The sequence below is a fragment of the Bradyrhizobium sp. 139 genome, assembly GCF_023074175.1.
In the GTDB taxonomy this organism is placed as follows: domain Bacteria; phylum Pseudomonadota; class Alphaproteobacteria; order Rhizobiales; family Xanthobacteraceae; genus Bradyrhizobium.
The window spans coordinates 19,641-42,341 of record NZ_JADPKS010000119.1 but is presented as its reverse complement, the minus strand read 5'-3'; the positions used below and the strand labels follow the sequence as shown (position 1 = coordinate 42,341).

General features: G+C 65.3%; 20 protein-coding genes. 13 read left to right on the top strand and 7 right to left on the bottom strand.

Annotated features, from left to right (window positions below):
* On the top strand, positions 1–397 hold a 397-nt coding region (locus IVA80_RS27630), incomplete at its 5' end, for a UDP binding domain-containing protein (RefSeq protein ID WP_276007914.1).
* 128 nt (positions 398–525) lie between these two features.
* Positions 526–1,416 carry an aldose 1-epimerase family protein gene (locus IVA80_RS27625; RefSeq protein ID WP_247437557.1) on the top strand — a complete coding sequence of 297 codons (891 nt, stop codon included), beginning with the start codon at positions 526–528 and terminating at the stop codon, positions 1,414–1,416.
* 24 nt (positions 1,417–1,440) lie between these two features.
* Here the strand turns inward: IVA80_RS27625 and IVA80_RS27620 are convergent, their stop codons facing one another.
* Positions 1,441–2,616, bottom strand: coding sequence for an acyltransferase (locus tag IVA80_RS27620; protein WP_247437556.1), 1,176 nt, complete (start codon positions 2,614–2,616; stop codon positions 1,441–1,443).
* A 293-nt stretch (positions 2,617–2,909) separates the two neighbouring features.
* On the opposite strand from IVA80_RS27620, the gene IVA80_RS27615 reads away from it, so the two are divergent.
* Positions 2,910–3,725: a response regulator transcription factor gene (locus tag IVA80_RS27615; RefSeq protein ID WP_247437554.1), complete on the top strand. Its 816-nt coding sequence runs from the start codon at positions 2,910–2,912 to the stop codon at positions 3,723–3,725.
* A gap of 26 nt (positions 3,726–3,751) precedes the next feature.
* Here the strand turns inward: IVA80_RS27615 and IVA80_RS27610 are convergent, their stop codons facing one another.
* The gene (locus IVA80_RS27610) at positions 3,752–4,894 is read right to left on the bottom strand and encodes an alpha/beta hydrolase (RefSeq protein ID WP_247437552.1); all 1,143 of its coding nucleotides are present in this window, start codon (positions 4,892–4,894) and stop codon (positions 3,752–3,754) included.
* A gap of 146 nt (positions 4,895–5,040) precedes the next feature.
* On the opposite strand from IVA80_RS27610, the gene pgm reads away from it, so the two are divergent.
* From pgm to IVA80_RS27590, 4 genes are all read left to right on the top strand, one after another.
* Positions 5,041–6,687: a phosphoglucomutase (alpha-D-glucose-1,6-bisphosphate-dependent) gene (pgm, locus tag IVA80_RS27605; RefSeq protein WP_247437551.1), complete on the top strand. Its 1,647-nt coding sequence runs from the start codon at positions 5,041–5,043 to the stop codon at positions 6,685–6,687.
* A 277-nt stretch (positions 6,688–6,964) separates the two neighbouring features.
* Positions 6,965–8,014 carry an aromatic ring-hydroxylating dioxygenase subunit alpha gene (locus IVA80_RS27600; protein WP_247437549.1) on the top strand — a complete coding sequence of 350 codons (1,050 nt, stop codon included), beginning with the start codon at positions 6,965–6,967 and terminating at the stop codon, positions 8,012–8,014.
* A gap of 5 nt (positions 8,015–8,019) precedes the next feature.
* Positions 8,020–8,784 (top strand): GntR family transcriptional regulator, encoded by a 765-nt coding sequence (locus tag IVA80_RS27595; RefSeq protein ID WP_247437548.1) that lies wholly within the window; start codon positions 8,020–8,022, stop codon positions 8,782–8,784.
* A 9-nt stretch (positions 8,785–8,793) separates the two neighbouring features.
* Positions 8,794–9,774: a PDR/VanB family oxidoreductase gene (locus IVA80_RS27590; RefSeq protein WP_247437546.1), complete on the top strand. Its 981-nt coding sequence runs from the start codon at positions 8,794–8,796 to the stop codon at positions 9,772–9,774.
* 138 nt (positions 9,775–9,912) lie between these two features.
* On the opposite strand, the gene IVA80_RS27585 is transcribed toward IVA80_RS27590, so the two are convergent.
* Together IVA80_RS27585 and IVA80_RS27580 are read right to left on the bottom strand one after the other, a co-directional pair.
* On the bottom strand, positions 9,913–11,874 hold the full coding sequence (locus IVA80_RS27585; protein ID WP_247437545.1) for an EAL domain-containing protein: 1,962 nt from the start codon (positions 11,872–11,874) through the stop codon (positions 9,913–9,915).
* A 369-nt stretch (positions 11,875–12,243) separates the two neighbouring features.
* Entirely contained in the window at positions 12,244–12,609 is a 366-nt protein-coding gene (locus IVA80_RS27580) for a nuclear transport factor 2 family protein (RefSeq protein WP_247437543.1), read from the bottom strand.
* 100 nt (positions 12,610–12,709) lie between these two features.
* On the opposite strand from IVA80_RS27580, the gene IVA80_RS27575 reads away from it, so the two are divergent.
* Genes IVA80_RS27575 through hemC form a run of 3 tightly spaced genes read left to right on the top strand, consistent with a single transcriptional unit; the run spans position 12,710 to position 15,982 of the window.
* Complete coding sequence (locus IVA80_RS27575; RefSeq protein WP_247437541.1) at positions 12,710–13,300, top strand: TetR/AcrR family transcriptional regulator; 591 nt, start codon at positions 12,710–12,712, stop codon at positions 13,298–13,300.
* 51 nt (positions 13,301–13,351) lie between these two features.
* Complete coding sequence (locus tag IVA80_RS27570; RefSeq protein WP_247437539.1) at positions 13,352–14,977, top strand: choline dehydrogenase; 1,626 nt, start codon at positions 13,352–13,354, stop codon at positions 14,975–14,977.
* A 24-nt stretch (positions 14,978–15,001) separates the two neighbouring features.
* Positions 15,002–15,982, top strand: a complete 981-nt coding sequence (hemC, locus tag IVA80_RS27565; protein WP_247437538.1) for a hydroxymethylbilane synthase — start codon at positions 15,002–15,004, stop codon at positions 15,980–15,982.
* Positions 15,983–16,273: 291 nt separating this feature from the next.
* Here hemC and hemE read toward each other — a convergent pair whose 3' ends face one another.
* Positions 16,274–17,308: a uroporphyrinogen decarboxylase gene (hemE, locus tag IVA80_RS27560; RefSeq protein ID WP_247437536.1), complete on the bottom strand. Its 1,035-nt coding sequence runs from the start codon at positions 17,306–17,308 to the stop codon at positions 16,274–16,276.
* A gap of 110 nt (positions 17,309–17,418) precedes the next feature.
* On the opposite strand from hemE, the gene IVA80_RS27555 reads away from it, so the two are divergent.
* The gene (locus IVA80_RS27555; protein WP_247437534.1) at positions 17,419–17,634 is read left to right on the top strand and encodes a hypothetical protein; all 216 of its coding nucleotides are present in this window, start codon (positions 17,419–17,421) and stop codon (positions 17,632–17,634) included.
* A 187-nt stretch (positions 17,635–17,821) separates the two neighbouring features.
* Entirely contained in the window at positions 17,822–19,726 is a 1,905-nt protein-coding gene (locus IVA80_RS27550; protein WP_247437532.1) for a diguanylate cyclase, read from the top strand.
* A gap of 10 nt (positions 19,727–19,736) precedes the next feature.
* Here IVA80_RS27550 and IVA80_RS27545 read toward each other — a convergent pair whose 3' ends face one another.
* Positions 19,737–19,955 carry a SlyX family protein gene (locus IVA80_RS27545; protein WP_247437530.1) on the bottom strand — a complete coding sequence of 73 codons (219 nt, stop codon included), beginning with the start codon at positions 19,953–19,955 and terminating at the stop codon, positions 19,737–19,739.
* A complete protein-coding gene (locus IVA80_RS27540; protein WP_247437528.1) occupies positions 19,945–20,742 on the bottom strand; it encodes a rhodanese-related sulfurtransferase in 798 nt (265 codons plus the stop codon). The genes IVA80_RS27545 and IVA80_RS27540 overlap by 11 nt, the downstream gene beginning before the upstream one ends.
* A 221-nt stretch (positions 20,743–20,963) precedes the next feature.
* On the opposite strand from IVA80_RS27540, the gene ggt reads away from it, so the two are divergent.
* Complete coding sequence (gene ggt, locus IVA80_RS27535; RefSeq protein WP_247437526.1) at positions 20,964–22,550, top strand: gamma-glutamyltransferase; 1,587 nt, start codon at positions 20,964–20,966, stop codon at positions 22,548–22,550.
* Positions 22,551–22,701 lie beyond the last annotated feature (151 nt).

Here is a 22,701-nt window from a genome sequence, read left to right as displayed (position 1 = left end):
GCTCGGCGGCTCGCTGCGCGGCAAGACCATCGCCGTGCTCGGCCTCACCTTCAAGCCCGACACCGACGACATGCGCGATGCGCCGTCGATCCCGCTCGTCACCGGCCTGATCGACATGGGCGCGAAGGTCAAGGCTTTCGATCCCGTCGGCATGGACCAGGCCAAGGACGAGCTGCCCAGCATCACCTATTGCGAGGACGCCTATTCCTGCGCTGAAGACGCTGATGCGCTCGTCATCGTCACCGAATGGGTGCAGTTCCGCGGTCTCGATCTCGACCGGCTGAAGGCGACCATGGCCCAACCCGTCGTCGTCGACCTCCGCAACATCTATCGCCCCGAGGACATGGCCGCGGCCGGCTTTGTCTACGAGAGCGTCGGACGGTCGTCTCAGGCCTAGCACGGCGGAAGCGGAGAGCTGATCGTCGCTCGCTCCATCGTGGGGCGAGCGAAGGATGCTCCAACGCGGTATGGTCGCCTCGCATGAGGCGGCTGCGTCTGGTCGCCAGCTGCCGCCAGGAGATTGTCATGACCGACGACACGCAAACGATCCGAAACGGGCCGCTCTCCGCGACCATCAAGGCGCATGGCGCCGAGCTGTGCTCGCTGAAGGACGGCGGCGGCGTCGAGTTTATCTGGCAGGCGGGGCCGGCCTGGGCACGCCACGCGCCGCTGTTGTTTCCGATCGTCGGGCGTCTCGCCAAGGACGAATTGCGGCACCGAGGCAAGACGTACCGGATGACCCAGCACGGCTTTGCGCGCGACAGCCGCTTTGCGTGGAGTGCGCGTGACGAGAACCGTTGCACGCTGGTGCTCGAAGACAGCGAGGCAACGCGCGCGCTCTATCCCTTCGCGTTCCGCCTGACGGCTGCCTATGCGCTCGATGACGTCGGCCTCAATGTCTTGTTCACGATCGCCAACACCGGCAAGGAGACATTGCCGGCCTCGCTCGGCGGCCATCCTGCTTTCAACTGGCCGCTTCAGCCGGGAGTGGCGAAGGAGAGCTACGCACTCACCTTCGCGAACGCAGAGCCATCTGCCGTCCGCCGTCTCGACGGCGGATTGCTGCGCGCGGGAGCGGAGCCAAGTCCCGTCAGCGGCACAGTGTTGCCCTTGTCCGAATCCCTGTTTGTCGATGACGCAATCATCTGCGACCGGGTCGAGAGCAATTCAGTCCGCTATGCCGCGGAGCAGGGGGCTTCCACCGGACCGTGTCTCGAAATGTCATGGCGCGGCTTTCGCGAACTCGGCGTCTGGTCGAAACCGTCGGGCGCGCCGTTTCTCTGCATCGAGCCCTGGCGCGGCTACGCGAGTCCCGCCGGCTTCGACGGGGAGTTCAGCGACAAGCCGGGCCTGATGCATATCGCACCTGGCGCGGAAGAACAGTTGTCGTACCGGATCGAGGTCGGCTCGTCCTGACGCCGGACGGCCTCGGCAGACGATTCAAGCGCTGGCGCTGCGGCCGTTCACGACGACACCTGCCGCGGCCACGATGTCTGTGCGCGCCGCGGTCTGGGTCGCTGAAGAGGTCAGGCGATGCGCGAGATCCTGCGCGCGCCGCTCAATCAGATGCCAGGTCGCCCGCGCCACGAGATAGCTCAGCGCGGCGTTCACGACATAGGCGATCAGCAGCGAGACCAGTCCGTCCGCCAGCGGCCAGATCTGGCGCAGGCCATTGATCACCGCGAAGTGCGACAGGTACATCGAATAGGAATTGCGGCCGAGCGCCTCGATCGGCCGGCAGCGGATTGCGAGGCGGATACAACCGGCAACCAGCGCGCCGAGCACCAGGTTGATCATCAGATAGTTGAATTCATGCGAGCCGGTCGCGCGGTCGGCGATGAAGGACAGCGCGATGAAGACGGCGAAGATCGCTGCATCCGACTTCGCAAAGCCGTCGCGCAGCGAGAAGAACAGCGCGCATCCCACGAGAAAGACCGGCAGCTGGTTCAGGAAGCTGATGTGCAGGGCATTCCAGACGAAAGCCTCGTGACCGGGCCCGTAATAGGCCGAGAACAGCGCGAACGCCCACGGCTTGAACAGGCAGACATTGACGAGATGCAGTACGATTGCGAGCGCGAGATAAAGATGGCGGCGCGATCCGAACGCCGTGATCAAAAGCGGAAAGACGAGATAGAACGTCATCTCCGCGGCGATCGACCAGTCGCCCGGCACGACGCTGTTGACACTGTCCGGCCAGAAGCCGTGCAGGAACGTCGCGGTCAGGATCACTTGAAGCGGCCCGATGCCATCAGGCGCGTTGTAGCTCGGCCCCGTGCCGTTGACGAGGAGGTAGAGCGGGATCGCGAGCCAGAACAGCGGCGCGATGCGCAGGAAGCGCCGGATGTAGAATTTGCGTGTCGGGTTGGCTTCGGTGCGCTGTGTCCACATCAGGCACATCGTCATGGCGCTGACGAAGTAGAACACGTTGACGCCGGTCCAGCCGCACATGAAGACGAAGTCGATGGCTTGGATGTTGGACGGGAATGACTGCGAGACATGGATCGCCATCACGCCGACGATGGCGAGGCCGCGCAGCAAGTCGAGCGTGTGCGAACGGCCGAAGGGCGTTGCGCCCTCGTCGGTTCGTCCGGCAGCCAGCCGGGCCTGCCCATGCATCACGCCTGCTCCGTGGTTTCGCACCTGCATTCGAGGACCATAGAGGCACGGCCGGCTTTTCCGTAGCCGAACACTCTCTTTACGTTAACCAGCGGTTGAATCCGGAACCGGATGGTCGGGATCGGCGGCGTCGGGGAGGGGCGGCGCTCGCGCGAGCCACGCCTGCAAGATGATGCGCGCGATGAGAAATGTGGGCCAGTTCATAGTTAATGCTTCAAGACCATGACCAATATTGTTGGGGCAGCACAACACGCCTAGTATCCGGCAGGCAATTTCGGGGGCTCGAATAAGTCGTGAATGGTCGTTCACAGGACAGTGTGCTGCACGACGACTTGAATTTTCAAGCCGGGCCGCAAGCACACAGGACATCCGACAACGTGGCTGATTCCGCAGGTCGGGAATTAAGGCCTGCCGGCCGCGAGCGGCTGATCGTCGTCGAAGACGATCCCGTGACGCGGACGATGCTGATCGGCTATTTCAACGAGAACAATTTCGACGTGGTCGGTGCCGGCTCCTGCGCGGAATGCCGCCAGGCGCTGCGCTCGCGCACCGATCTCGTCTTCCTCGACCTGCAGTTGCCTGATGGCGACGGCTTCGAGCTCGCCAAGGAGATCCAGGCGACCAGCAACGCGGGCATCATCTTCGTGACCCGCCGTGACACCGATGTCGATCGCATCCTCGGCCTTGAGATTGCCGGCGACCATTATGTGACCAAGCCGATCGATCTGCGCGATCTGCTCGCGCGCGCGCGCAGCGTGCTGCGGCGGCGCTCGATCGACCGCAAGGCGGCGCGCAACCACAATTCGATCGCCTTCGGCGACTGGATCATCGACCTGACGCGGCGCGAGCTGCTCGGCAGCGACGGCAAGCCGGTGGCGTTGACGCGCGCCGAGTTCGACCTGCTCGCGGCGCTGGTCGGCGCCGACGGCAGGCCGCTCAGCCGCGACTATCTGATCGAGGTCGTCAGCAACCGCCAGGCCGAGGTCGACATCCGCACGGTCGATGCGCTGGTGGCGCGGCTGCGCCGCAAGCTCATCGGGAGCGGCACGCCTGTGATCGCGACCGTCACCGGTGTCGGCTACAAGCTCGCGCTCAGCGAGCGGCTCTAGTCTCGAAAGATCCGATCGCCCTCGCCCTATCGCGCGCGGGCGCTCTGGTCCGTTGACGTCCTTTGCGCAGCCCCGGCCAGCCCGTCGTCGACCGCATACAGCGTGCAGGCGGGCGACCATTTCACGCAGGCGGCGAGTGAATCGCGCCGGGCGTCGTCGGCCGTGGTGCGCCCCGAGCGCCAGCCGTAGCCGCCGTTCGGCGACACCGCAAAAGCCTTGTGCGGCATGGTGCTGGCGAGATAGCGCGCGAATTCGGCGCGCGCGGCTTCATTGAGCTGGCCCGGCGGCGGCAACGGATCGGGAAGGCTCAGGATATCGTGGCCGAGCCCGCGCTCGCGCAGGAAGGCGTCGACATACGGCGTCCATTGCGGCCGGCCCACGACCGAATAGAGATAGTGGCCGTCATCGCCGTAGGGCGGCGCTGCGATGAATGTCGCGTGACCGCCGTTGCCGCGAAAGCCGTCATGGAGGCGGCGCGCGAGATCGGGACCGAAGAACGAATCGTTGCTCGCATAGACCCACAGCATCGGCACGCGCGAGGTCCTGCCGAAACTGGCGAAGGCCTGCGCCAGCCCATCCGGATTGCAGACGTCGTCGTCATCGCGCGAGCCGCGGCCGCCGGCAAAGCTGATCGCGGCGACAAGACCCGCCGGCGACTGCGCGGTCAGCGCGACGATGGCGAGCCCGCCGGCGGAATGGCCGGCCGCGATCATGCCCGATGTCGTGACGTCGGTCCTGCGCCCCATCGCATCGATCGCCGCGAGCAAATCCGCGACCGCGACCGCCGCAGACGGCAGATAGGCGGCATTCGCGCAAGCACCGACGCTGTCGACGCGACCGCCGGGCGAGGTGCCGTAGCCGCGCCGCATGACGATCAGCGCGGCAAAGCCGCGCCGGGCATATTCGAGCGCGATCCCGTAATATTTGTGCGCCGACATGGTCGCGCGGTCGTCGAACTTGCGCGGCGAGCCGTGGCTGAGCAGCGCGAGCGGATAGCGCTTCGTTCCGGCCGGCCGGACCAGAAAGGCCTCCAGCCCCTGCGGCCCGGCCTCCGCCATCGGAATGCGCAGGTCTTCGGTATAGAACTCCGCGGCCAGCGCATCGGGCACGATGCCAGCCGTCGCAAGCCAGGCAATCAGAACAACCAACAGCCTGTGAAACAGCGTCATGCCCCGACTCGAAAAGCCCCGATCTGAAGGACCATAGCATGATCTCAGGAACGGCCACCCCATCGCGCGTGTTGTGCCCTTGGCGGGGGGCCGGCCGATGCTATGGTATCCTGCTATCTCTGTGACGACAGGACGAGGATATTTCAGTGGCTGATGTTGATCCCGCGGCGGGCAAGCAGGTTTCGCCGGACGCGCTCACCAACGTTCCGCGGCTGGTGACGGCCTATTTCGCCGGCAAGCCCGATGTCGGCGATCCCGCACAGCGGGTGGCGTTCGGCACCTCGGGCCATCGCGGCACCTCGTTCAAGAACACCTTCAACGAGGGTCATATCCTGGCGACCACGCAGGCAATTTGTGACTACAGAAAGGAAAAGGGGTTGACCGGCCCTCTTTTCATCGGCATCGACACCCATGCACTGGCCGAGCCGGCGCTGGTCAGCGCTGTCGAGGTGTTCGCGGCCAACGGCGTCGACATCATGATCGACAAGGACGGCGGCTACACGCCGACGCCGGTGATCTCGCACGCGATCCTGACCTACAACCAGGGCCGAATCTCCGGCCTCGCCGACGGTGTCGTCGTCACGCCCTCGCACAATCCGCCGGAAGATGGCGGCTACAAATACAATCCGCCGCATGGCGGGCCCGCCGATACCGATGCGACCACCGTGGTCGAGAAGCGCGCCAATGCCTATCTCGCCGACGGGCTCAAGGACGTTGCGCGCATGGACTACGCCAAGGCCCGCAAATCCGCGACCGTCCACGCCTACGACTACATCACGCCCTACGTCGCCGATCTCGGCAATGTCGTCGATCTCGATCTCGTCAAATCCGCCGGCATCAATATCGGCATCGATCCGCTCGGCGGCGCCGCCGTGCATTACTGGCATCCGATCATCGAGCGCTACGGCCTGAAGGCCACGGTCGTGAACGAGGCGATCGACCCGACCTTCCGCTTCATGACGGTCGACTGGGACGGCAAGATCCGCATGGACTGCTCCTCGCCCTACGCGATGGCGAGCCTGATCGCGATGCGCGACCGCTTCGACGTCGCCTTTGCCAACGACACAGACGCCGACCGCCACGGCATCGTGACGCGCACCGGCGGATTGATGAATCCGAACCATTATCTTGCGACCGCGATCGCCTACCTGTTCGCGCATCGCCCGAACTGGAGCAAGGATGCCGCGATCGGCAAGACCGTGGTGTCGAGCTCCATCATCGACCGCGTCGCCAAGAAGCTCGGCCGCAAGCTGGTCGAGACCCCGGTCGGCTTCAAATGGTTCGTTGACGGCCTCCTCAATGGCGGCTTCGGCTTCGGCGGCGAGGAGAGCGCAGGAGCCTCGTTCCTGCGCCGCGACGGCACGGTGTGGACCACCGACAAGGACGGCATCATCCTCGGCCTGCTCGCAGCCGAGATCATGGCCAGGACCGGCCGCGATCCGAGCCAGCTGTTCGGCGACCTGACCGCTGAACTCGGCGTGCCCCATTACGCACGCATCGACGTCGCCGCCACCGCGCCCCAGAAGAACATCCTCAAGTCCGTCACGCCCGAGCAGCTCGGTCTCAAGGACCTCGCCGGCGATCGCGTGCGGGCCACACTGAGCAAGGCGCCTGGCAACGGCCAGCCGTTCGGCGGCATCAAGGTCGAAACCGATTTCGGCTGGTTCGCGGCCAGGCCGTCAGGCACCGAGGACGTCTACAAGATCTACGCGGAAAGCTTCCGCAGCACCGAGCACCTCAAGCGGATTCAGGACGAAGCCCAGGCGGCCCTGGCAAAAGTGTTCGGGGCGTAATTGCCGAGACGGGTGCCGCTTAGCCTGGGAGCGCACTGCCGCGCGGACGTTGCCGCACCGTCATGGCCGTGCTTGTCCCGGCCACCCACGTCTTTGGTGCGGCACGAAGAGCGTGGATGCCCGGGACAAGCCCGGGCACGACGAGTTTGCAAAGCACTCATCCTGTATACTTAAAGTCGATTGATGGTAATTAGGTAGGCACAATTCCGCCTTGAATCGTTCGACGTCCCAGTTACTGTATACATCAGGTATTCAGAAGTCCTTGAGAGTGAAACCAGTGACAAAGCCCTTCCCCATGAACGCCTGGTACGCCGCCGCCTGGGACGCCGAGGTGAAGCCGGCGCTGCTGCCGCGGACGATCTGCGGCAAGCATGTGGTGATGTACCGCAAGGCCGACGGCTCGGTGGCCGCGCTGGAGGATGCCTGCTGGCACCGCCTGGTGCCGCTGTCCAAGGGCCGGCTCGAAGGCGACACCGTCGTCTGCGGCTATCACGGCCTGAAATACAATGCGCAGGGGCGCTGCACCTTCATGCCCTCGCAGGAGACCATCAATCCGTCGGCCTGCGTGCGCGCCTATCCCGTGGTCGAGCGTCATCGCTACATCTGGCTCTGGATGGGCGATCCCGCGCTGGCCGATCCGGCGCTCGTCCCTGATATGCACTGGAATCACGATCCGGCCTGGGCCGGCGACGGCAAGACCATCCACGTCAATTGCGACTACCGCCTCGTGCTCGACAATCTCATGGACCTCACCCACGAGACCTTCGTGCACGGCTCCTCGATCGGCAACGAGGCGGTGGCCGAAGCGCCGTTCGACGTCACCCATGGCGAGAAGGCGGTGACGGTGACACGCTGGATGCGCGGCATCGAGGCGCCGCCATTCTGGGCCAAGCAGCTCGGCAAGCCCGGCCTGGTCGACCGCTGGCAGATCATCCGATTCGAAGCCCCGTGCACCATCGCGATCGACGTCGGCGTGGCGCCGGCCGGCACCGGCGCACCGGAAGGCGACCGCTCGCAGGGCGTCAACGGGTTCGTGCTCAACACCATCACGCCGGAGACCGAGAAGACCTGCCACTATTTCTGGGCCTTCGTCCGCAACTACCAGCTCGGCGAGCAGCGCATCACCACCGAGATCCGCGAGGGCGTCTCCGGCATCTTCCACGAGGACGAACTGATCCTCGAAGCGCAGCAGCGCGCGATGGACGAGAATCCCGATCGCATCTTCTACAACCTCAACATCGACGCCGGCGCGATGTGGACGCGCAAGCTGATCGACCGGATGGTGGCCAAGGAAAGCGCGCCGCAGCACCTCCAGGCGGCGGAGTAGGCCGGGTGAAAGCAGCGCCCGAGCGCGAGGTCGACCGGTCCGTCTCGCAGACCGTGAAGGCGCAGCTCGCGTTGCGCGATCAGATCCTGTCGGGGTCGTTACGTCCCGGCGAGCGCATCTCCGAGCTCCAGGCGGTGGAGACGACCGGCGCCTCGCGCACGCCGGTGCGCATGGCGCTGGTGCGGCTGGAGGAGGAAGGCCTGCTGGAGGCGATCCCTTCCGGCGGCTTCATGGTGAAGGCATTTTCTGAGCGCGACATCTCCGATTCCATCGAGCTGCGCGGCACGCTCGAGGGGCTCGCCGCGCGCTTTGCGGCCGAGCGCGGCGTCTCCGCGCGCGAGCTCGAGCCGCTGAAGGAATGCCTTGCCGCGATCGACGAGTTGCTGCGCCAGGTGCCGATCTCGGTCGATGCCTTCTCGTCCTATGTCACGCTGAACGCGCGCTTCCATGCGCTGCTCACCGAATTGTCGCGCAGTCCGCCCTTGATCCGGCAGATCGACCGCGCCTCAGCGTTGCCATTCGCCTCGCCAAGCGGTTTCGTAATGGCGCAGTCGGCATTGCCTGAGGCGCAGCAGATTCTGATCATCGGCCAGGAGCATCATCGCGTCGTGATCGACGCGATCGAGAACCGCGAAGGCGCTCGCGCCGAAGCCGTGATGCGCGAGCATGCGCGCCTCGCGGTGCGAAACCTCCGGCTCGCGCTGCGCAACCGGACCCATCTCGACCTGCTGCCGGCGCTGGCGCGGATCAGCTCCGCCGCAACCGAATAGGGGAGTGCCATGCGCTTCATCGAAACCTGGATCCCGGCGACGCTCGTCTCGACGCGCGATCTTGCGCCGGGCATCCGCGAATTCCTGATTCTGCCGGATCAGTTCGACGGCGCCGCCTATCCGATCGGCAGCCACATCAATGTCAGCGTGACCATCGATGGCCTGCCGGAGACGCGGTCCTATTCGCTGGTCGGTGAAGCCTCGTCCCGCGGCTTACGGATCGCGGTGCGCCGCGCCGAGGATTCCCGCGGCGGCTCGCGTTACATGTGGCAGCTCACCCGGGGCGCGCGGCTCGACATCACCCAGCCCGCTTCGCTGCTCGCGGTCGACTGGGCGCGCGAGAACTATTGTCTGATCGCCGGCGGCATCGGCATCACCCCGATCTTCGGCGCGGCGCAGGCGCTGGCACGTCGCGGTGCGAACGTCACGCTCCATTATGCTGTACGCTCGCGCGGCGAGGCTGCCTATCTCGACGATCTCGCCGCGATGCTCGGCGAGCGCCTCGTCGTCCATGCCGGCGACGAGGGCCGCCGGCTGGATCTCGACGCGCTGTTCGCCTCGGTGCCCCAGGGCGCGCTGGCGCTGTTCTGTGGCCCGATGCGGATGCTGGATGCCGCGCGCCAGGCCTGGATCGGTGTCGGCCATTCGCTGCCCGATCTCCGCTACGAGACCTTCGGCTCCAGCGGCACGCTGCCGACCGAGACGTTTCGCGTGCGCCTGAAGGGGACCGATGTCGAGCTCGAAATCCCGCGCGAGCGCTCGATGCTGGACGTGCTCAATGCCAGCGGCCACGACGTGATGTACGATTGCAAGCGCGGCGAATGCGGCCTGTGCGCCATCGACGTGGTCGAGGTCGATGGCGAGATCGACCATCGCGACGTCTTCTTCAGCGACCACCAGAAGAGAAGCAACCAGAAGATATGCGCCTGCGTCTCGCGCGCGCGGGGGACGATCATCGTGGACACGCTGCTGCGGGCCGATGCGGTTTAAGGCAGCTGTTCGCCCTTCATGGTTCGAGGCGCGCCGTAAGGCGGCGCTCCTCGAGGGTCTAAGATTTTGCTGCAAAACAAGGCCTCATCCTGAGGGCCCGCCAAAGACGGGCGTCTCGAAGGATGGCCCCAGGAAGCCCTACGCCGCGTGGATCGCCCGCAGCTTCTTCCGGTCGAGCAGTGCCAGAACGCCATCGGCTGACACCGGCCGGCTGATCAGATAGCCCTGCACTTCGTCGCAACTAATCTGGCGCAGATATTCGAGCTGATCGGCGGTCTCGACGCCTTCAGCGACCACGCCGATGCGCAGGTCGCGCGCCAGCGAGATCACCGACTTCACGATCGCGGCGCAATCGGGCTGCACCAGCATGTCGCGGATGAAGGACTGGTCGATCTTGATACGGCTGAACGGCAGCTTGCGCAGGTAAGTCAGCGAGGAGAAGCCGGTGCCGAAATCGTCCAGTGCCACCGTGATGCCGAGCTCGAGCAGCGCGTTCAGGATCGACGCCGCGGAGCCGTATTTAGACAGCAGCATCGATTCCGTGATCTCGATCTCGAGCCGGTGCGGAGCGACCTTCGCGTCTGCGAGCGCCTGCACGATGGTCTGGAGGATGCTGGTGTTGTGAAACTGCGCTGCGGAAAAGTTCACGGCGACCCTGATGTCCTCCGGCCAGTCCGACAGCGACGCGCAGGCGCGGCGGATGACCCATTCGCCGATCTCATGGATCAGCCCGGTTTCCTCGGCGATCGCTATGAATTCGCTCGGCGGCACTAATCCGCGTTGGGGGTGCTGCCAGCGCAGCAGTGCCTCGAAGCCGGTGATGCGGTTGTCACCGAGATCGAGGAACGGTTGGAACACCAGGAACAGCTCGTCCCTGGCGATGGCGCCTTTGAGGTCCGCCTGCAGCGCCTTGCGATCGCGTGACACTTTGTCATCGCTGGCCTCGAAGAAGCAGACTGTGCCGGGTCCCGCCTTCTTGGCGCGGTAGAGCGCGGCATCGGCATTCTTCATGATGTCGAGCTGCGTGTTGCCGTCGCGCGGCGCCAGCACGATGCCGACGCTGGTCGCGCCGACGATCTGGCGGCCCTCGATCTGGAAGGCCTCGGCGAAGGCCGCGACGAAGCGTTCGGCGATCTCGAGCGCATCCTCCGGCCGCGCCAGATTGGCCATCACCAGCGCGAACTCGTCGCCGCCGATACGCGCGACGTGCTCGGCCGCGCGCGTGCAGCGTTGCAAGCGGCTTGCGACCTGGACCAGGAATTCGTCGCCGGCTGGGTGGCCGAACTTGTCGTTGACCTCCTTGAAGCGATCGAGGTCGAGCAGGAGCACCGCGAATTCCTCGCCGGACAGGGCCAGCCGCTTGAGCGCGGCTTCGAGCGTCTCGTTGAAGGCGAAGCGGTTGGGCAACAGCGTGAGGGGATCCTGCCGGACCGTGCGCTCCGCCTCGATCTGCCGGATCACGCGCCGCGCGAACGCGAATGAATTGACGAACACGGCGCGCAGCAGCACGCTGCCGTAAACCACCACCAGGATGGCCATCAGCACATAGGCGGGATCGCCGTCGCGGCCGAGGCAGATGGCGATGCCGACGAAGATTGGAGTCGTAAAGGCGATGGCCGCGATCGGGATCGTGGCGAAAGCCAGTGCGCCGCCGGCCAGCATTCCCGAGCAAAGGCAGGTGATGACGAGCTGGCCGCCGGTCGCGGCGTTCGCGAAGAAGGCGACCGGGACGATGCCCCAGGCAGCACCGAGGATCAAGGCGTTGCGCACCAGCCGATGCATCGCCCGGCGCGAGACAAATTGCGGCTTGGTGATGCGGCGCGAGGCGTGGGATTGCAGGCCGAACGCGATCGCGGCGCCGGCCACGATGACAGCCCAGGCCAGCGCAAACCTCCAGTCCGGCGAATGCCACAGCGCGACGGCAAGGACGGCCGCGTTGCAGGCGTTGGCCAGCATGATGCCGACGGAATAACCGAGCACCAGCGACATCTGGTCGGCGCGGATATGGCCGGCCACGGCTTCGTCGGTTGCTGGACCGCCGAACGCCGAAAGTTCGCCGGCGAACAGCCGCGCGACATAGCTGGTCGATTGAGTCCGCATTCGAGAGCCTGCAGCATGGGCCGCTTGTCCGGCCCGGCCCGGAGAATTCGCCGCAAACCTTTGACGAACTATGAATTATCTCACCCGGCCGGCATCGCCGCGACCACATCTGCGTGTTGAAACCGCCGTATCGATAACAAATCGATACAAATGCACGCCGCGGTCGTTATCGTCGTCGCGGCAGGCCTATCGCGCATGGCTTTCTGATAGCTGCGACCATGCTCGGCCTTCATGGTTCGAGACGCGCCGTAAGGCGGCGCTCCTCACCATGAGGGTCAAGGATTTCACCGCGAAACAAGACCTCATCCTGAGGAGACCGCGAAGCGGTCGTCTCGAAGGATGGCCGCTTGCCCGGTGATCGCGGAGAACTCACCGCCCCAGCTGCTTCGGATCGTAATAGAACCGCTCCTCGATCAGCTCGTCGCCTCGCCAGGTCTGCCAGGCGATCTCATCCAGCGTTCGGATGATGCCTTCGGCGTTGGTGAAGCTGAAGGTCCAGCGGGTTGCGACATTGTCGCCCTCGATCAGGCTCGGCCCGACGCGCACGGCCTTGACCTCTCTGGAGGCCGCCAGCACGCCGCGCTCCTTGGCGACGAGCTTGTCGCGGCCGACCGTCGGGGCGGCGTTGTTCTCATAGGTCGCGGCGTCGGGCGTATAGAATTGCTCGATCGCGCCAATGAAATCCCCGGCTTCCAGCCGCTGCGCAAAGGCTTCGACGATGTCACGGCTCGGCATGGCACACCTCACGATTAAAACCGACTGATAGTCGGTAAATACCGACCGGTAGTCGAAAAGTCAACTGGCCGTATCAGGCGAATTGGATTAGACGAGAGCCATGGCGAAACAGGCGGAGCGGCGGGCAGCGACATCGGAGGCGATCCTGACGGCGGCGCGCCGCCTGTTCGGGACGCAAGGATTTTCCGTCACCACCATGGACGAGATTGCGGAGGGAGCCCTCATCGCCAAAGGTGCGGTCTACCATCACTTCAAGACCAAGGAGGCGGTGTTCGAGGCCGTGTTCGATCAGGTCTCGCGCGACCTCGTCGCCGAGATAGACAGCAAAGCACGCGCCGAGAAGGACGTGCTCGCTGCGATGGTCGCCGGCACGCAGCATTACTTTGCGGCGACCGCCAGGGGGCCGACCGGCCAGATCATCCTGCGCGACGGCCCCGCCGTGCTCGGCTGGGAGCGCTGGCGTGAGATCGACGCCAGGCATTTTGGTGGCAAGCTGCCGCGCGCGATTGCGGCGGCGATGGAGGCCGGCCTGATCGCGCGGCAGCCGGTCGAGCCGCTGGCGCGGCTGCTGCTCGGCGCGGTCACCGAGGCCGCGGTCGCCTGCGCCGGACGCGCGGATATCGCAAGGGCGGGCGCGGAATACGCCCGTGCGTTCAAGTCGCTGGTCGAGGCGCTGCGACTGCGCGCATGATTGTGCTAATCACCAACGGAAACGCCACACCAACAAAAAGAACAGTAGCGCATGAACGCAAATTCCTCACTCACGCCGTCCGATCCCGAATTCGACTACATCATCGTCGGCGCCGGCTCTGCCGGCTGCGTGCTCGCCAACCGGCTGTCGGCGAACGGCAAGTACAGCGTGCTGCTGCTCGAGGCCGGCCCGAAGGATTCCAACATCTGGATTCACGTGCCGCTCGGCTACGGAAAACTGTTCAAGGAAAAGACCGTCAACTGGATGTACCAGACCGAACCGGAGCCCGAACTGAAGGGGCGCCAGGTGTTCCAGCCCCGCGGCAAGACGCTGGGCGGATCGAGTTCGATCAACGGCCTGCTCTATGTCCGCGGCCAGCATGAGGACTACGACCGCTGGCGCCAGCGTGGCAATACCGGCTGGGGCTATGACGACGTGCTGCCCTATTTCAAGAAGGCGGAGAACCAGTCGCGCGGCGCCGATCAGTACCACGGCAGCGGCGGGCCGCTGCCGGTGTCCAACATGGTTGTGACCGATCCGCTGTCGAAAGCTTTCATCGATGCCGGGGTCGAGACCGGTCTGCCCTACAACCCTGATTTCAACGGCGCCACGCAGGAAGGCGTCGGCCTGTTCCAGACCACGACGCGCAACGGCCGCCGCGCCTCGACGTCAGTGGCCTATCTCGGTCCGGCGAAGACGCGCGGCAATCTCAAGGTCGAAACATCCGCGCTCGGCCAGCGCGTGCTGTTCGAAGGGCGCCGCGCCGTCGGCGTCGAATTCCGGCAAGGCGCAACCGTGCGCCGCGCCAGGGCGCGCAAGGAGATCGTGCTGTCGAGCGGCGCCTACAACTCGCCGCAGCTTCTCCAGCTCTCCGGCGTCGGCCCCGCCGATCTCCTGCGCAAGCACGGCATCGATGTCGTGCTGGACGCGCCGGGCGTCGGCCACGATCTCCAGGACCACATGCAGGTCCGCATCGTGATGCGCTGCTCGCAGAAGATCACGCTCAACGACACCGTCAACCATCCGCTCCGCCGCACGATGGCCGGCGCGCGCTATGCGCTGTTCCGGAAAGGTTGGCTGACGATCGCGGCCGGCACGGCGGGCGCGTTCTTCAAGACCAGTCCGCGGCTTGCGTCCCCGGACATCCAGGTCCACTTCCTGCCGTTCTCGACCGACAAGATGGGCGAGAAGCTGCACGATTTTTCCGGTTTCACGGCATCCGTGTGCCAGCTCCGCCCCGAAAGCCGCGGGACCTTGCGGATCCGGAGCGCTGATCCGACCGTGCCGCCGGAAATCCGCATCAACTACATGTCGACCGAGACCGATCGCACGACCAACGTGGAAGCTCTGAAGATCCTGCGCAAGATATTGAACGCGCCGGCGCTGAAGCCGTTCGTAGTCAACGAATACGATCCCGGAGCGAAGATAGCCACGGATGCCGAGCTGCTGGATTACTGCCGTGAGCGCGGCAGCACCATCTACCATCCGACTTCGACCTGTCGTATGGGCAATGATGCGCTCGCGGTGGTGGACCAGCGGCTGAAGGTGAGGGGGCTCGAAGGCCTTCGCATCGTTGACGGCTCGATCATGCCGGATCTCGTGTCGGGGAACACCAATGCCCCGATCATCATGATCGCCGAAAAGGCCTCCGACATGATATTGGAGGATGCGCATTAATCCGCGACTCGAAGGGACAAGGACTTGGCTACTCAATTCAAGATCGGCACGCGCAAGAGCGCGATGGCGCTGGCACAGACGGAAGAGATCGCGCGCCGCCTGACCGCCGCCATGCCCGATCTTGAGGTCGAGATCGTCAAGTTCGACACGACAGGCGATCTTGACCAGACCAGCAAGCTCCTGCCGCATGGCGGCAAGGGCGGCGCCTTCGTGGCGCAGATCCGCGCCGCCGTGCTGTCAGGCGAGCTGCAGGCCGCGATGCATTCGCTGAAGGACATGCCTGGTAATGAGGACACGCCCGGTCTCGTGATCGGCGCCACCTTATCGCGCGATCCGGCCAGCGATGCGCTGGTGCTGCGTGACGGCGTGACGGTGGAGGCGCTGCGCCAGTCGCGTGGCAAGGGTTTCAAGATTGGCACCAACGCGGTGCGGCGCGCGGCCTATGCGCGGCGGTTGTTTCCGGATGTCGAGATCATCCATTTCCGCGGCGCCGCCGACACACGCGTGCGAAAACTCGACAATGGCGAGAAGCAGCGCTTGCCGGAAGGCGGCGCGGTGGGGCCGGCCGATGCGCTGATCATGGCGCGTTCCGGCCTCGACCGCGTCGGTCTTTCCAGCCGCATCGCCTACGAGTTTACTGCGGCGGAGATGCTGCCCGCGGCGGGGCAGGGCATCGTCGCCGTCGAATGCGCCGCACCGGACTGGCAGACAAGGCGTATCCTCGCATCGATCGACGATCCCGCTGCGCACGCCTCTGCCGATGCCGAGCGCGAGGTGCTGTGGGTGCTCAACGGCCACTGCAATTCGCCGGTGGCGAGCTTCTCGACCATCGCAGGCGATCAGATGTCGCTCACGGCGTCCGTACTCGACCTCTCCGGTAACACCATCATCGAAGCCGCGCGCACAGGCCCCGCCAATCGTCCGCGCGAGCTTGGTCGTGCCGTAGGACTCGATCTGCTGACGAAGGGCGCCGCCGAGATCATCGAGCGCAGCCGGCCGCGCTGAGCCTGACCGAGGGCACATCGGCGCCATCATGCAATCGTGCGCCTGTTTTGCCCGACGTGTCAAACGCCCTTCGCTGCACGGCTCGCGCCGTGCCGTGCGAAATTCTTCAATGATTTCTACTTTGCATGGGGTTGTTTTCGCGTTTTTTGTGGGAGCGCGGCCTGAAGGCCGTCATGCCCGGGCTTGTCCCGGGCATCCACGTTCTTCGTGCTGCGTAGCAAGACGTGGATGGCCGGGACAAGCCCGGCTATGACGGTGAGGAAGCTTCGGTGCGCCTCAAGCGACCACCCTCTACCCGCGCACGCGCTTCAGCATCTGCTCGACATGGGCGATCGGCGTTTCCGGCTGGATGCCGTGGCCGAGATTGAAGATCAGCCGGCCTTCCCCGAAATTCGCCAGCACGTCGTCGACCGCGCGGTCGAGCGCGTCGCCGCCTGATATCAGCACCAGCGGATCGAGATTGCCCTGCACGGCGACGCGTGTCTGCACGCGCTCGCGGATGAAGGCCGGCTCGGCGGTCCAGTCGATGCTGACGGCATTCACGCCGGTCGCCTCGACGTAACCAGGCAATTGCGCACCGGCCCCGCGCGGGAAGCCGATGATCTTCGCATCGGGCACCTTGGCGCGCACGCCCTCCACGATCCGCCGGGTCGGCTCGACCGACCAGCGCGCGAACTCGGCCGGCGGCAGCACGCCGGCCCAGGTGTCGAAAATCTGCAGCGCATTGGCACCGGCCGCGAGCTGCGCCAGCAGATACGCGATCGAGCTCTCCACGAGCACGTCGATGATTTTCGCGAACGCCTCCGGGTGCCGGTAGGCCATCATCCGCGCCGGCCCCTGGTCGGGCGTGCCCTGGCCTGCGACCATGTAGGTCGCCACCGTCCACGGTGCGCCGCAGAAGCCGATCAGCGCGATCTTGGGTTCGAGCGCGCCGCGCACGATGCGCAGCGCCTCGAACACCGGCGCGAGCTTGCCGAAATCGGCGCGGCCCGCCAGCGTCGCGACCTTCGCGGGATCATCCAGCGGCTCCAGCCGCGGACCCTCGCCAATCTCGAAACGCACGGAACGGCCGAGCGCGTAAGGGATCACCAGAATGTCGGAGAAGATGATCGCCGCATCGAAGCCGAACCTCTGGATCGGTTGCAGCGTCACTTCGGCGGCAAGTTCCGGGTTGAAGCAGAGATCAAGGAAGCCGCCGGCCCTGGCGCGCGCCTCGCGATATTCGGGCAGGTAGCGGCCGGCCTGCCGCATCATCCACACTGGCGGAATGGCCTCTCGCTGGCCGGAGAGCACGTCGATGAAGGGCTTTGTCGCAGACTGGGTCACTAGGCGTCCTGATGCAGAATTGAGGTTTCTGATACACTGCCCAAGGCCTGAGCGGAACAGGGGAACCAGCGCAAATGCGCCGCGTTGACCCGCCTATGGAGGAGCAATCCATGGCTGAGACATTCAACCCCGCGCCGCATGACAAGCACGCCGACGATCCGCGCGAAGCACTCGCCGCCGACCGCCACGCCAAGCTCGACGCCGGCCTGAGAGACACCTTCCCGGCATCAGATCCCGTGAGCGCCGCACAACCAACGCCGTCGAAGGCCGATGCGGAGGCCGACACTCCCTCGCTGTGGCACAAGGTTAAGGCGATCTTCAGCTAGGGCCGATCTTCGGCGAGGGCAGAGGTACCGGTTTCCGATAGGCTTGCTAACGCATTGTTAGCGATCCAGCGACGCCCAGCTCCGTAGGAGTACGGGAAAAGCCGCATATCCCTGCGAATGTCCGCAAGCGTTTCAGGGTTCAATAACAGAAGCGGCAGAGTTTCCGACGATCGGAGAATTCTGCCGCATGAACGCTGCTACCCAACGAGTTGGATGGAGCCGCCTGCCGCTGCGGGCGGCGGCGTTCGTCGTGCTCACTTGTGCGACCATCCTCGGCGTCAGCGGCTGGCGTGAATGGGCCGCGCGCGATGCCGTGCTCAGGGGCGCCGAGACCGAGATGGCGAACGTTGCGCGCTCGCTGACGCAGCATGCAGAGGACAGCCTCGACCTCCTGGATTCCGGTGTTGTCGGCGTCGTCAGCCGGCTGGAAATGGACGGGACCGAACCCGCCACCATCGCCAAGCTCAGAAGCCTGCTGGATGCGCGCAGGAAGGCGATGGAGCGCGTGCACAGCCTTGCCATCATCGACGACCAGGGCAACTGGCTGACCTTGCCCGGCACGATCGGTTCGACGCTCAGCGACGACGCTTTCTTCCGTTATCACCAGCTCTCCCCGAAACGGGAGCCTTATGTCGGCCGTCCGGTGAAGAGCCAGCTCGATGGCGAATGGCTCATCACATTGTCGCGCCGATTCAACAAGCTGGACGGCAGCTTCGGCGGCGCGGTGCTCGCGACCATCAGCTCCAGATATCTCTCGCATTTCTACGAACAGTTCGAGATCGGCCGTAACAGCTCGGTGGCGCTCGTGCATGGCGACGGCCTGGTCATCGCTCGCAACCCGAGCAACGACAAATTCGTCGGGCGCAGCGTCGCCGATGCCCCGTTGTTCCGCGACCCGAGCCTGCAGCGGGCGGGCGGAGCCTATCATTTCAAGTCGCCGCTGGACGGCGCCGAGCGCGTCAGCTTCTTCAAGCGCAGCAGCCGTTTCCCTCTCGTCCTGCTCGCCACCGTGGACAAGGAGGAATTGCTCGCGCCCTGGCGCGCCGCGGCCATTTCCCGCATGCTGTACGTGCTCGCGCTGGTCATGCTGATCGCGATCATCGGCGCGGTGCTGGTGCGGCAGTTGCAGCGGGGCCAACGCATGGCCGCGGCCCTGGTCGAGAAAGAGGCGCATTTCCGCCTGCTTGCGGAAGGCTCGAGCGATATGGTGACGCGTATCGGGCTCGACGAGCGGCTGCGCTATGTCTCGCCCTCATCGGTCCGCGTCGTCGGGTGGCGGCCCAATCAGCTGATCGGAACGCCCGCCCTCGCCGGCGTACATGCGGATGATCTGCCGCAGGTCCAGTTGCTCGTCGATGCCATGAAGCGTGGCGAAAAGGAGGAAGTGCGCGTCACCTATCGCAACGTGCACCGGCAAGACTCGGAAGTCTGGCTCGAATCGACCATGCGGGTGACGCGCAAGGAAAACGGCAACGTCGACGGTGTGGTCGCGATCTCGCGCGACATCACCGAGCAGAAGAAGCTGGAGACCAGGCTCGAGACGCTCGCGATCGAGGACAGCCTCACCGGGCTCGCCAACCGCCGCCGCTTCGACGAACGGTTGAAGGAGGAATGGGCGCGCGCCTATCGCGACCGCTCCAGCCTCGCTTTGCTGATGATCGACGTCGATCACTTCAAGGCCTACAACGACGAATACGGCCACCCCGCAGGCGATGCCTGTCTGCGCGTGGTGGCGACGGTCATCGCGGCCGAGATGCAGCGTGCCGGAGATCTGGCTGCGCGCTATGGCGGTGAGGAATTCGCCATGCTGCTGCCGAACACCGACGCCGCAGGCTGCGCGCGGATCGGCGAGCGGATCCGCCGCGCCGTGCGCGAGGCGGGCGTCGTCCACAGCACCAATCGCGCATCGGGCTGCGTCACCGCTTCGCTCGGCGGCGCGGCCTGCCGGCCGGCGCTGGAACGCACGGCCGGCGTGGGCTCGCTCATCGAGGCTGCCGATCAGGCGCTCTATGCGGCGAAGGAAGGTGGGCGCGACCGCCTGATGATGTCAGTCGAGGTGGCGAGCCTGCTGCCCAAGGCGTCAGGGCTGTAGCCCATCATTCTCAATAATGCGGCGGGGGCTCGTTGGCAGGGCCTGGCGCATTCGCCTCCGCTTCCTGAAGTCGCTCGCCGAGCTCTGCCATCTTCCGCGTCAGCGCGTCGATCTGCTTCCACTGCGCGGTAATCGTCTGGTTCAGCGTCTCGATCGTATTGTCCTGATAAGCGATGCGCATCTCCAGTGTGTCGATGCGCTCGTCCAGCGTCTTGATGTCATTCGTCACGGTCGTGCCCCTTGTCCCGTTCGCGCAAGCCGTGTTCTCGCAAGCCGTGTTCTCGCAAGCCGTGTTCGAGCAAACCGTGGCCGAGCGCCACGCGCTCGTCGAACACGAAGCATTCGCCGCGCCAGCGGCTCTGCGCCTCCGGCACCTCTTCCAGATATTTCAGGATGCCGCCCTTGAGATGATAGACCTCGGCGAAGCCGCGTGCGAGCAGATGCGCGCTCGCCTTCTCGCAGCGGATGCCGCCGGTGCAGAACATCGCGATCCTGCGGTGCTTTGCCGGATCGAGCTGCTCGGCGGCAAAGTCCTTGAACTGGCCGAAGCTCCTGATGCCGGGATCGACCGCGCCCTCGAACGTGCCCATCGCCACCTCGAAGGCGTTGCGGGTGTCGAGCAGCAGCGTATCGGGCGCGGAGATCAGCACGTTCCACTCGGCGGCGTCGACATAGGCGCCGACCAAGCGGGTCGGATCGGCCGCCTCGTCGCCGAGCGTGACGATTTCCTTCTTCAGCCGCACCTTGAGCCGGCCGAACGGCATTGCCTCGGCAGTCGAGAACTTCAATTCGAGGTTGTTCAGCCGGCCGCGGAACATGTCGCCGTGCGCGAGCTCGTGGACAAAAGCGTTCACCGCCTCGGGCGCACCCGCAATCGTGCCGTTGATACCTTCCCGGGCGAGCAGCACGCTGCCCTTGAGCGCGAGGCCTGCGCAGAACGCGCGCAGCGGCTCGCGCAGCTCGCGGTAATCGGGCAGGGCGGCGAATTGGTAGAAGGCGGCGACCTTGTGGATCATGGCGGCTCGTTTAGCAGGCGGCCGCCGCTCAGAAAACCCGCATGGCCCCGGAGGGCAAAAGTCTATACGCCCAGCGGATGGCAGCCATTTCGCTGGTATGCCAGCATTGCCCCGGCGGGCCGGAATGTGTCATGTAGGCCCGGTTTTTCCGAGATGGCGCGCCGCGCGCCCCACGGTCCAAGAGCGCCTTCCAAGAGAGCCTAACGAGAGCAAGAATTGACATGAGAAACTTCCATTTCCCCGGCAGGTCCACCGTCCACGCCACCAACGCGATGGTGGCGACCTCGCATCCGCAGGCGTCGCTCGCCGCGATCGAGGTGCTGCGCGAGGGCGGCACGGCCGTGGATGCGGCGGTGGCGGGTTCGGCCGTGCTCGGCGTGATCGAGCCGCAATCGACCGGCATCGGCGGCGACTGCTTTGCGCTGATCCAGCCGCGCGGCGAGGGCAAGATCATCGCCTATAACGGCTCGGGCCGGGCGCCGAAGGCGGCGAACGCCGACTGGTATCTCGAGCGCAAGATTACTTCCGTACCGCTGACCTCGGCGCATGCGGTGTCGATTCCCGGCGTGGTCGATGCCTTCGCGACCGTGCTGCGCGATCACGGCAAGTTCGGCTTCGACCGGCTGCTCCAGCCCGCGATCAAGGCGGCCGAAGAAGGCTATGTCGTCGCGCCCCGCATCGCCTTCGACTGGAAGAACCAGTTCGAGAAGCTGAAGAACGGCACCAACACCCAGCGCTATCTGCTGCCGCACGGCAAGCCGCCGGTGGCCGGCGACGTCATCCGCCAGGCCGAGCTTGGCAAGACCCTGCGCGCGATCGCCAAGGACGGCCGCGACGCCTTCTACAAGGGTCCGATCGCGGAAGACATGGTTGATACCCTGCGCGGCATCGGTGGCCTGCACACGCTCGAGGATTTCGCGGCGCACAGCACCGAGACGACGACGCCGATCGGCACCATGTACAAGGGCTACGACGTCTGGCAGTGCCCGCCGAACGGACCCGGGCTGACCATGCTGCTGATGCTGAACATCCTGTCGCGGTTCGACTTGACGAAATACCCGCCGCTCAGCATCGAGCGCTTCCATCTCGAAGCCGAGGCCGCGCGCATCGCCTACATGCATCGCGAGCTGCATGTCGCCGATCCCGACCACATGCAGGTTGAAGTGTCGAAGATCCTCGCCAGGGAATTCTGCAACGAGCACATCAGCAAGATTCGCATGGACGGCATGCTCGACCTGCCGAACGTCGCGCCGCCGATGAATCCATCGACCATCTACATCACTGTCGTGGACAAGGACCGCAACGTCTGCTCGTTCATCAATTCGATCGCGCATTCCTTCGGCTCGGCGATCGTCTCCAACAAGACTGGCGTGTTGCTCCAGAACCGTGCCGGCGGCTTCCGCATCCAGCCCGGCCATCCCAACTGCATCGCCGGCGGCAAGCGCCCGCTGCACACGATCATGCCGAGCCTCCTCACCAAGGGCGGCCGCTCCGTGATGCCGTTCGCGGTGATGGGCGGACAATATCAGCCCGTCGGCCAGACCCGCGTGGTGACCAACATCCTCGATTATGGCTGCGACGTGCAGGAGGCGATGGATATGCCGCGCGGCCTGCACTACGAGGGCCAGTACCAGCTCGAGGACAGCGTGCCTGCTGATATCGTCGAAGGGCTGAAGAAGCTCGGCCACAAGACCACCAGCGTGGTCGGCCCGCTCGGCGGCGCCCAGGCGATCTGGATCGACTGGGACAAGGGCACGCTCACCGGCGGTTCCGATCCGCGCAAGGACGGCTGCGCGCTCGGTTATTGATCGTCCGCGCGCGGGGCGGGGTTCCTCGCGTCAGATCAGGAAGATTTGACAAAGGGCGGCGTGGCATTTGCTGCGTCGCCCTTTGTCATTCGGAACTGCGCTTGTTGCTCGAAGTTGAGGGGGCGATGAGCGGTGCAGGCGTGCGCCGCTG

Bases quoted from the DNA above. Each gene is read 5' to 3' on its own strand.
- IVA80_RS27610 (WP_247437552.1), bottom strand. From the start codon at position 4,894: ATGACGCTGTTTCACAGGCTGTTGGTTGTTCTGATTGCCTGGCTTGCG.
- IVA80_RS27625 (WP_247437557.1), top strand. From the start codon at position 526: ATGACCGACGACACGCAAACGATCCGAAACGGGCCGCTCTCCGCGACC.
- IVA80_RS27540 (WP_247437528.1), bottom strand. From the start codon at position 20,742: ATGATCCACAAGGTCGCCGCCTTCTACCAATTCGCCGCCCTGCCCGAT.
- IVA80_RS27580 (WP_247437543.1), bottom strand. From the start codon at position 12,609: ATGCCGAGCCGTGACATCGTCGAAGCCTTTGCGCAGCGGCTGGAAGCC.
- IVA80_RS27575 (WP_247437541.1), top strand. From the start codon at position 12,710: ATGGCGAAACAGGCGGAGCGGCGGGCAGCGACATCGGAGGCGATCCTG.
- ggt (WP_247437526.1), top strand. From the start codon at position 20,964: ATGAGAAACTTCCATTTCCCCGGCAGGTCCACCGTCCACGCCACCAAC.
- IVA80_RS27590 (WP_247437546.1), top strand. From the start codon at position 8,794: ATGCGCTTCATCGAAACCTGGATCCCGGCGACGCTCGTCTCGACGCGC.
- IVA80_RS27585 (WP_247437545.1), bottom strand. From the start codon at position 11,874: ATGCGGACTCAATCGACCAGCTATGTCGCGCGGCTGTTCGCCGGCGAA.
- IVA80_RS27555 (WP_247437534.1), top strand. From the start codon at position 17,419: ATGGCTGAGACATTCAACCCCGCGCCGCATGACAAGCACGCCGACGAT.
- IVA80_RS27570 (WP_247437539.1), top strand. From the start codon at position 13,352: ATGAACGCAAATTCCTCACTCACGCCGTCCGATCCCGAATTCGACTAC.
- IVA80_RS27620 (WP_247437556.1), bottom strand. From the start codon at position 2,616: ATGCATGGGCAGGCCCGGCTGGCTGCCGGACGAACCGACGAGGGCGCA.
- IVA80_RS27550 (WP_247437532.1), top strand. From the start codon at position 17,822: ATGAACGCTGCTACCCAACGAGTTGGATGGAGCCGCCTGCCGCTGCGG.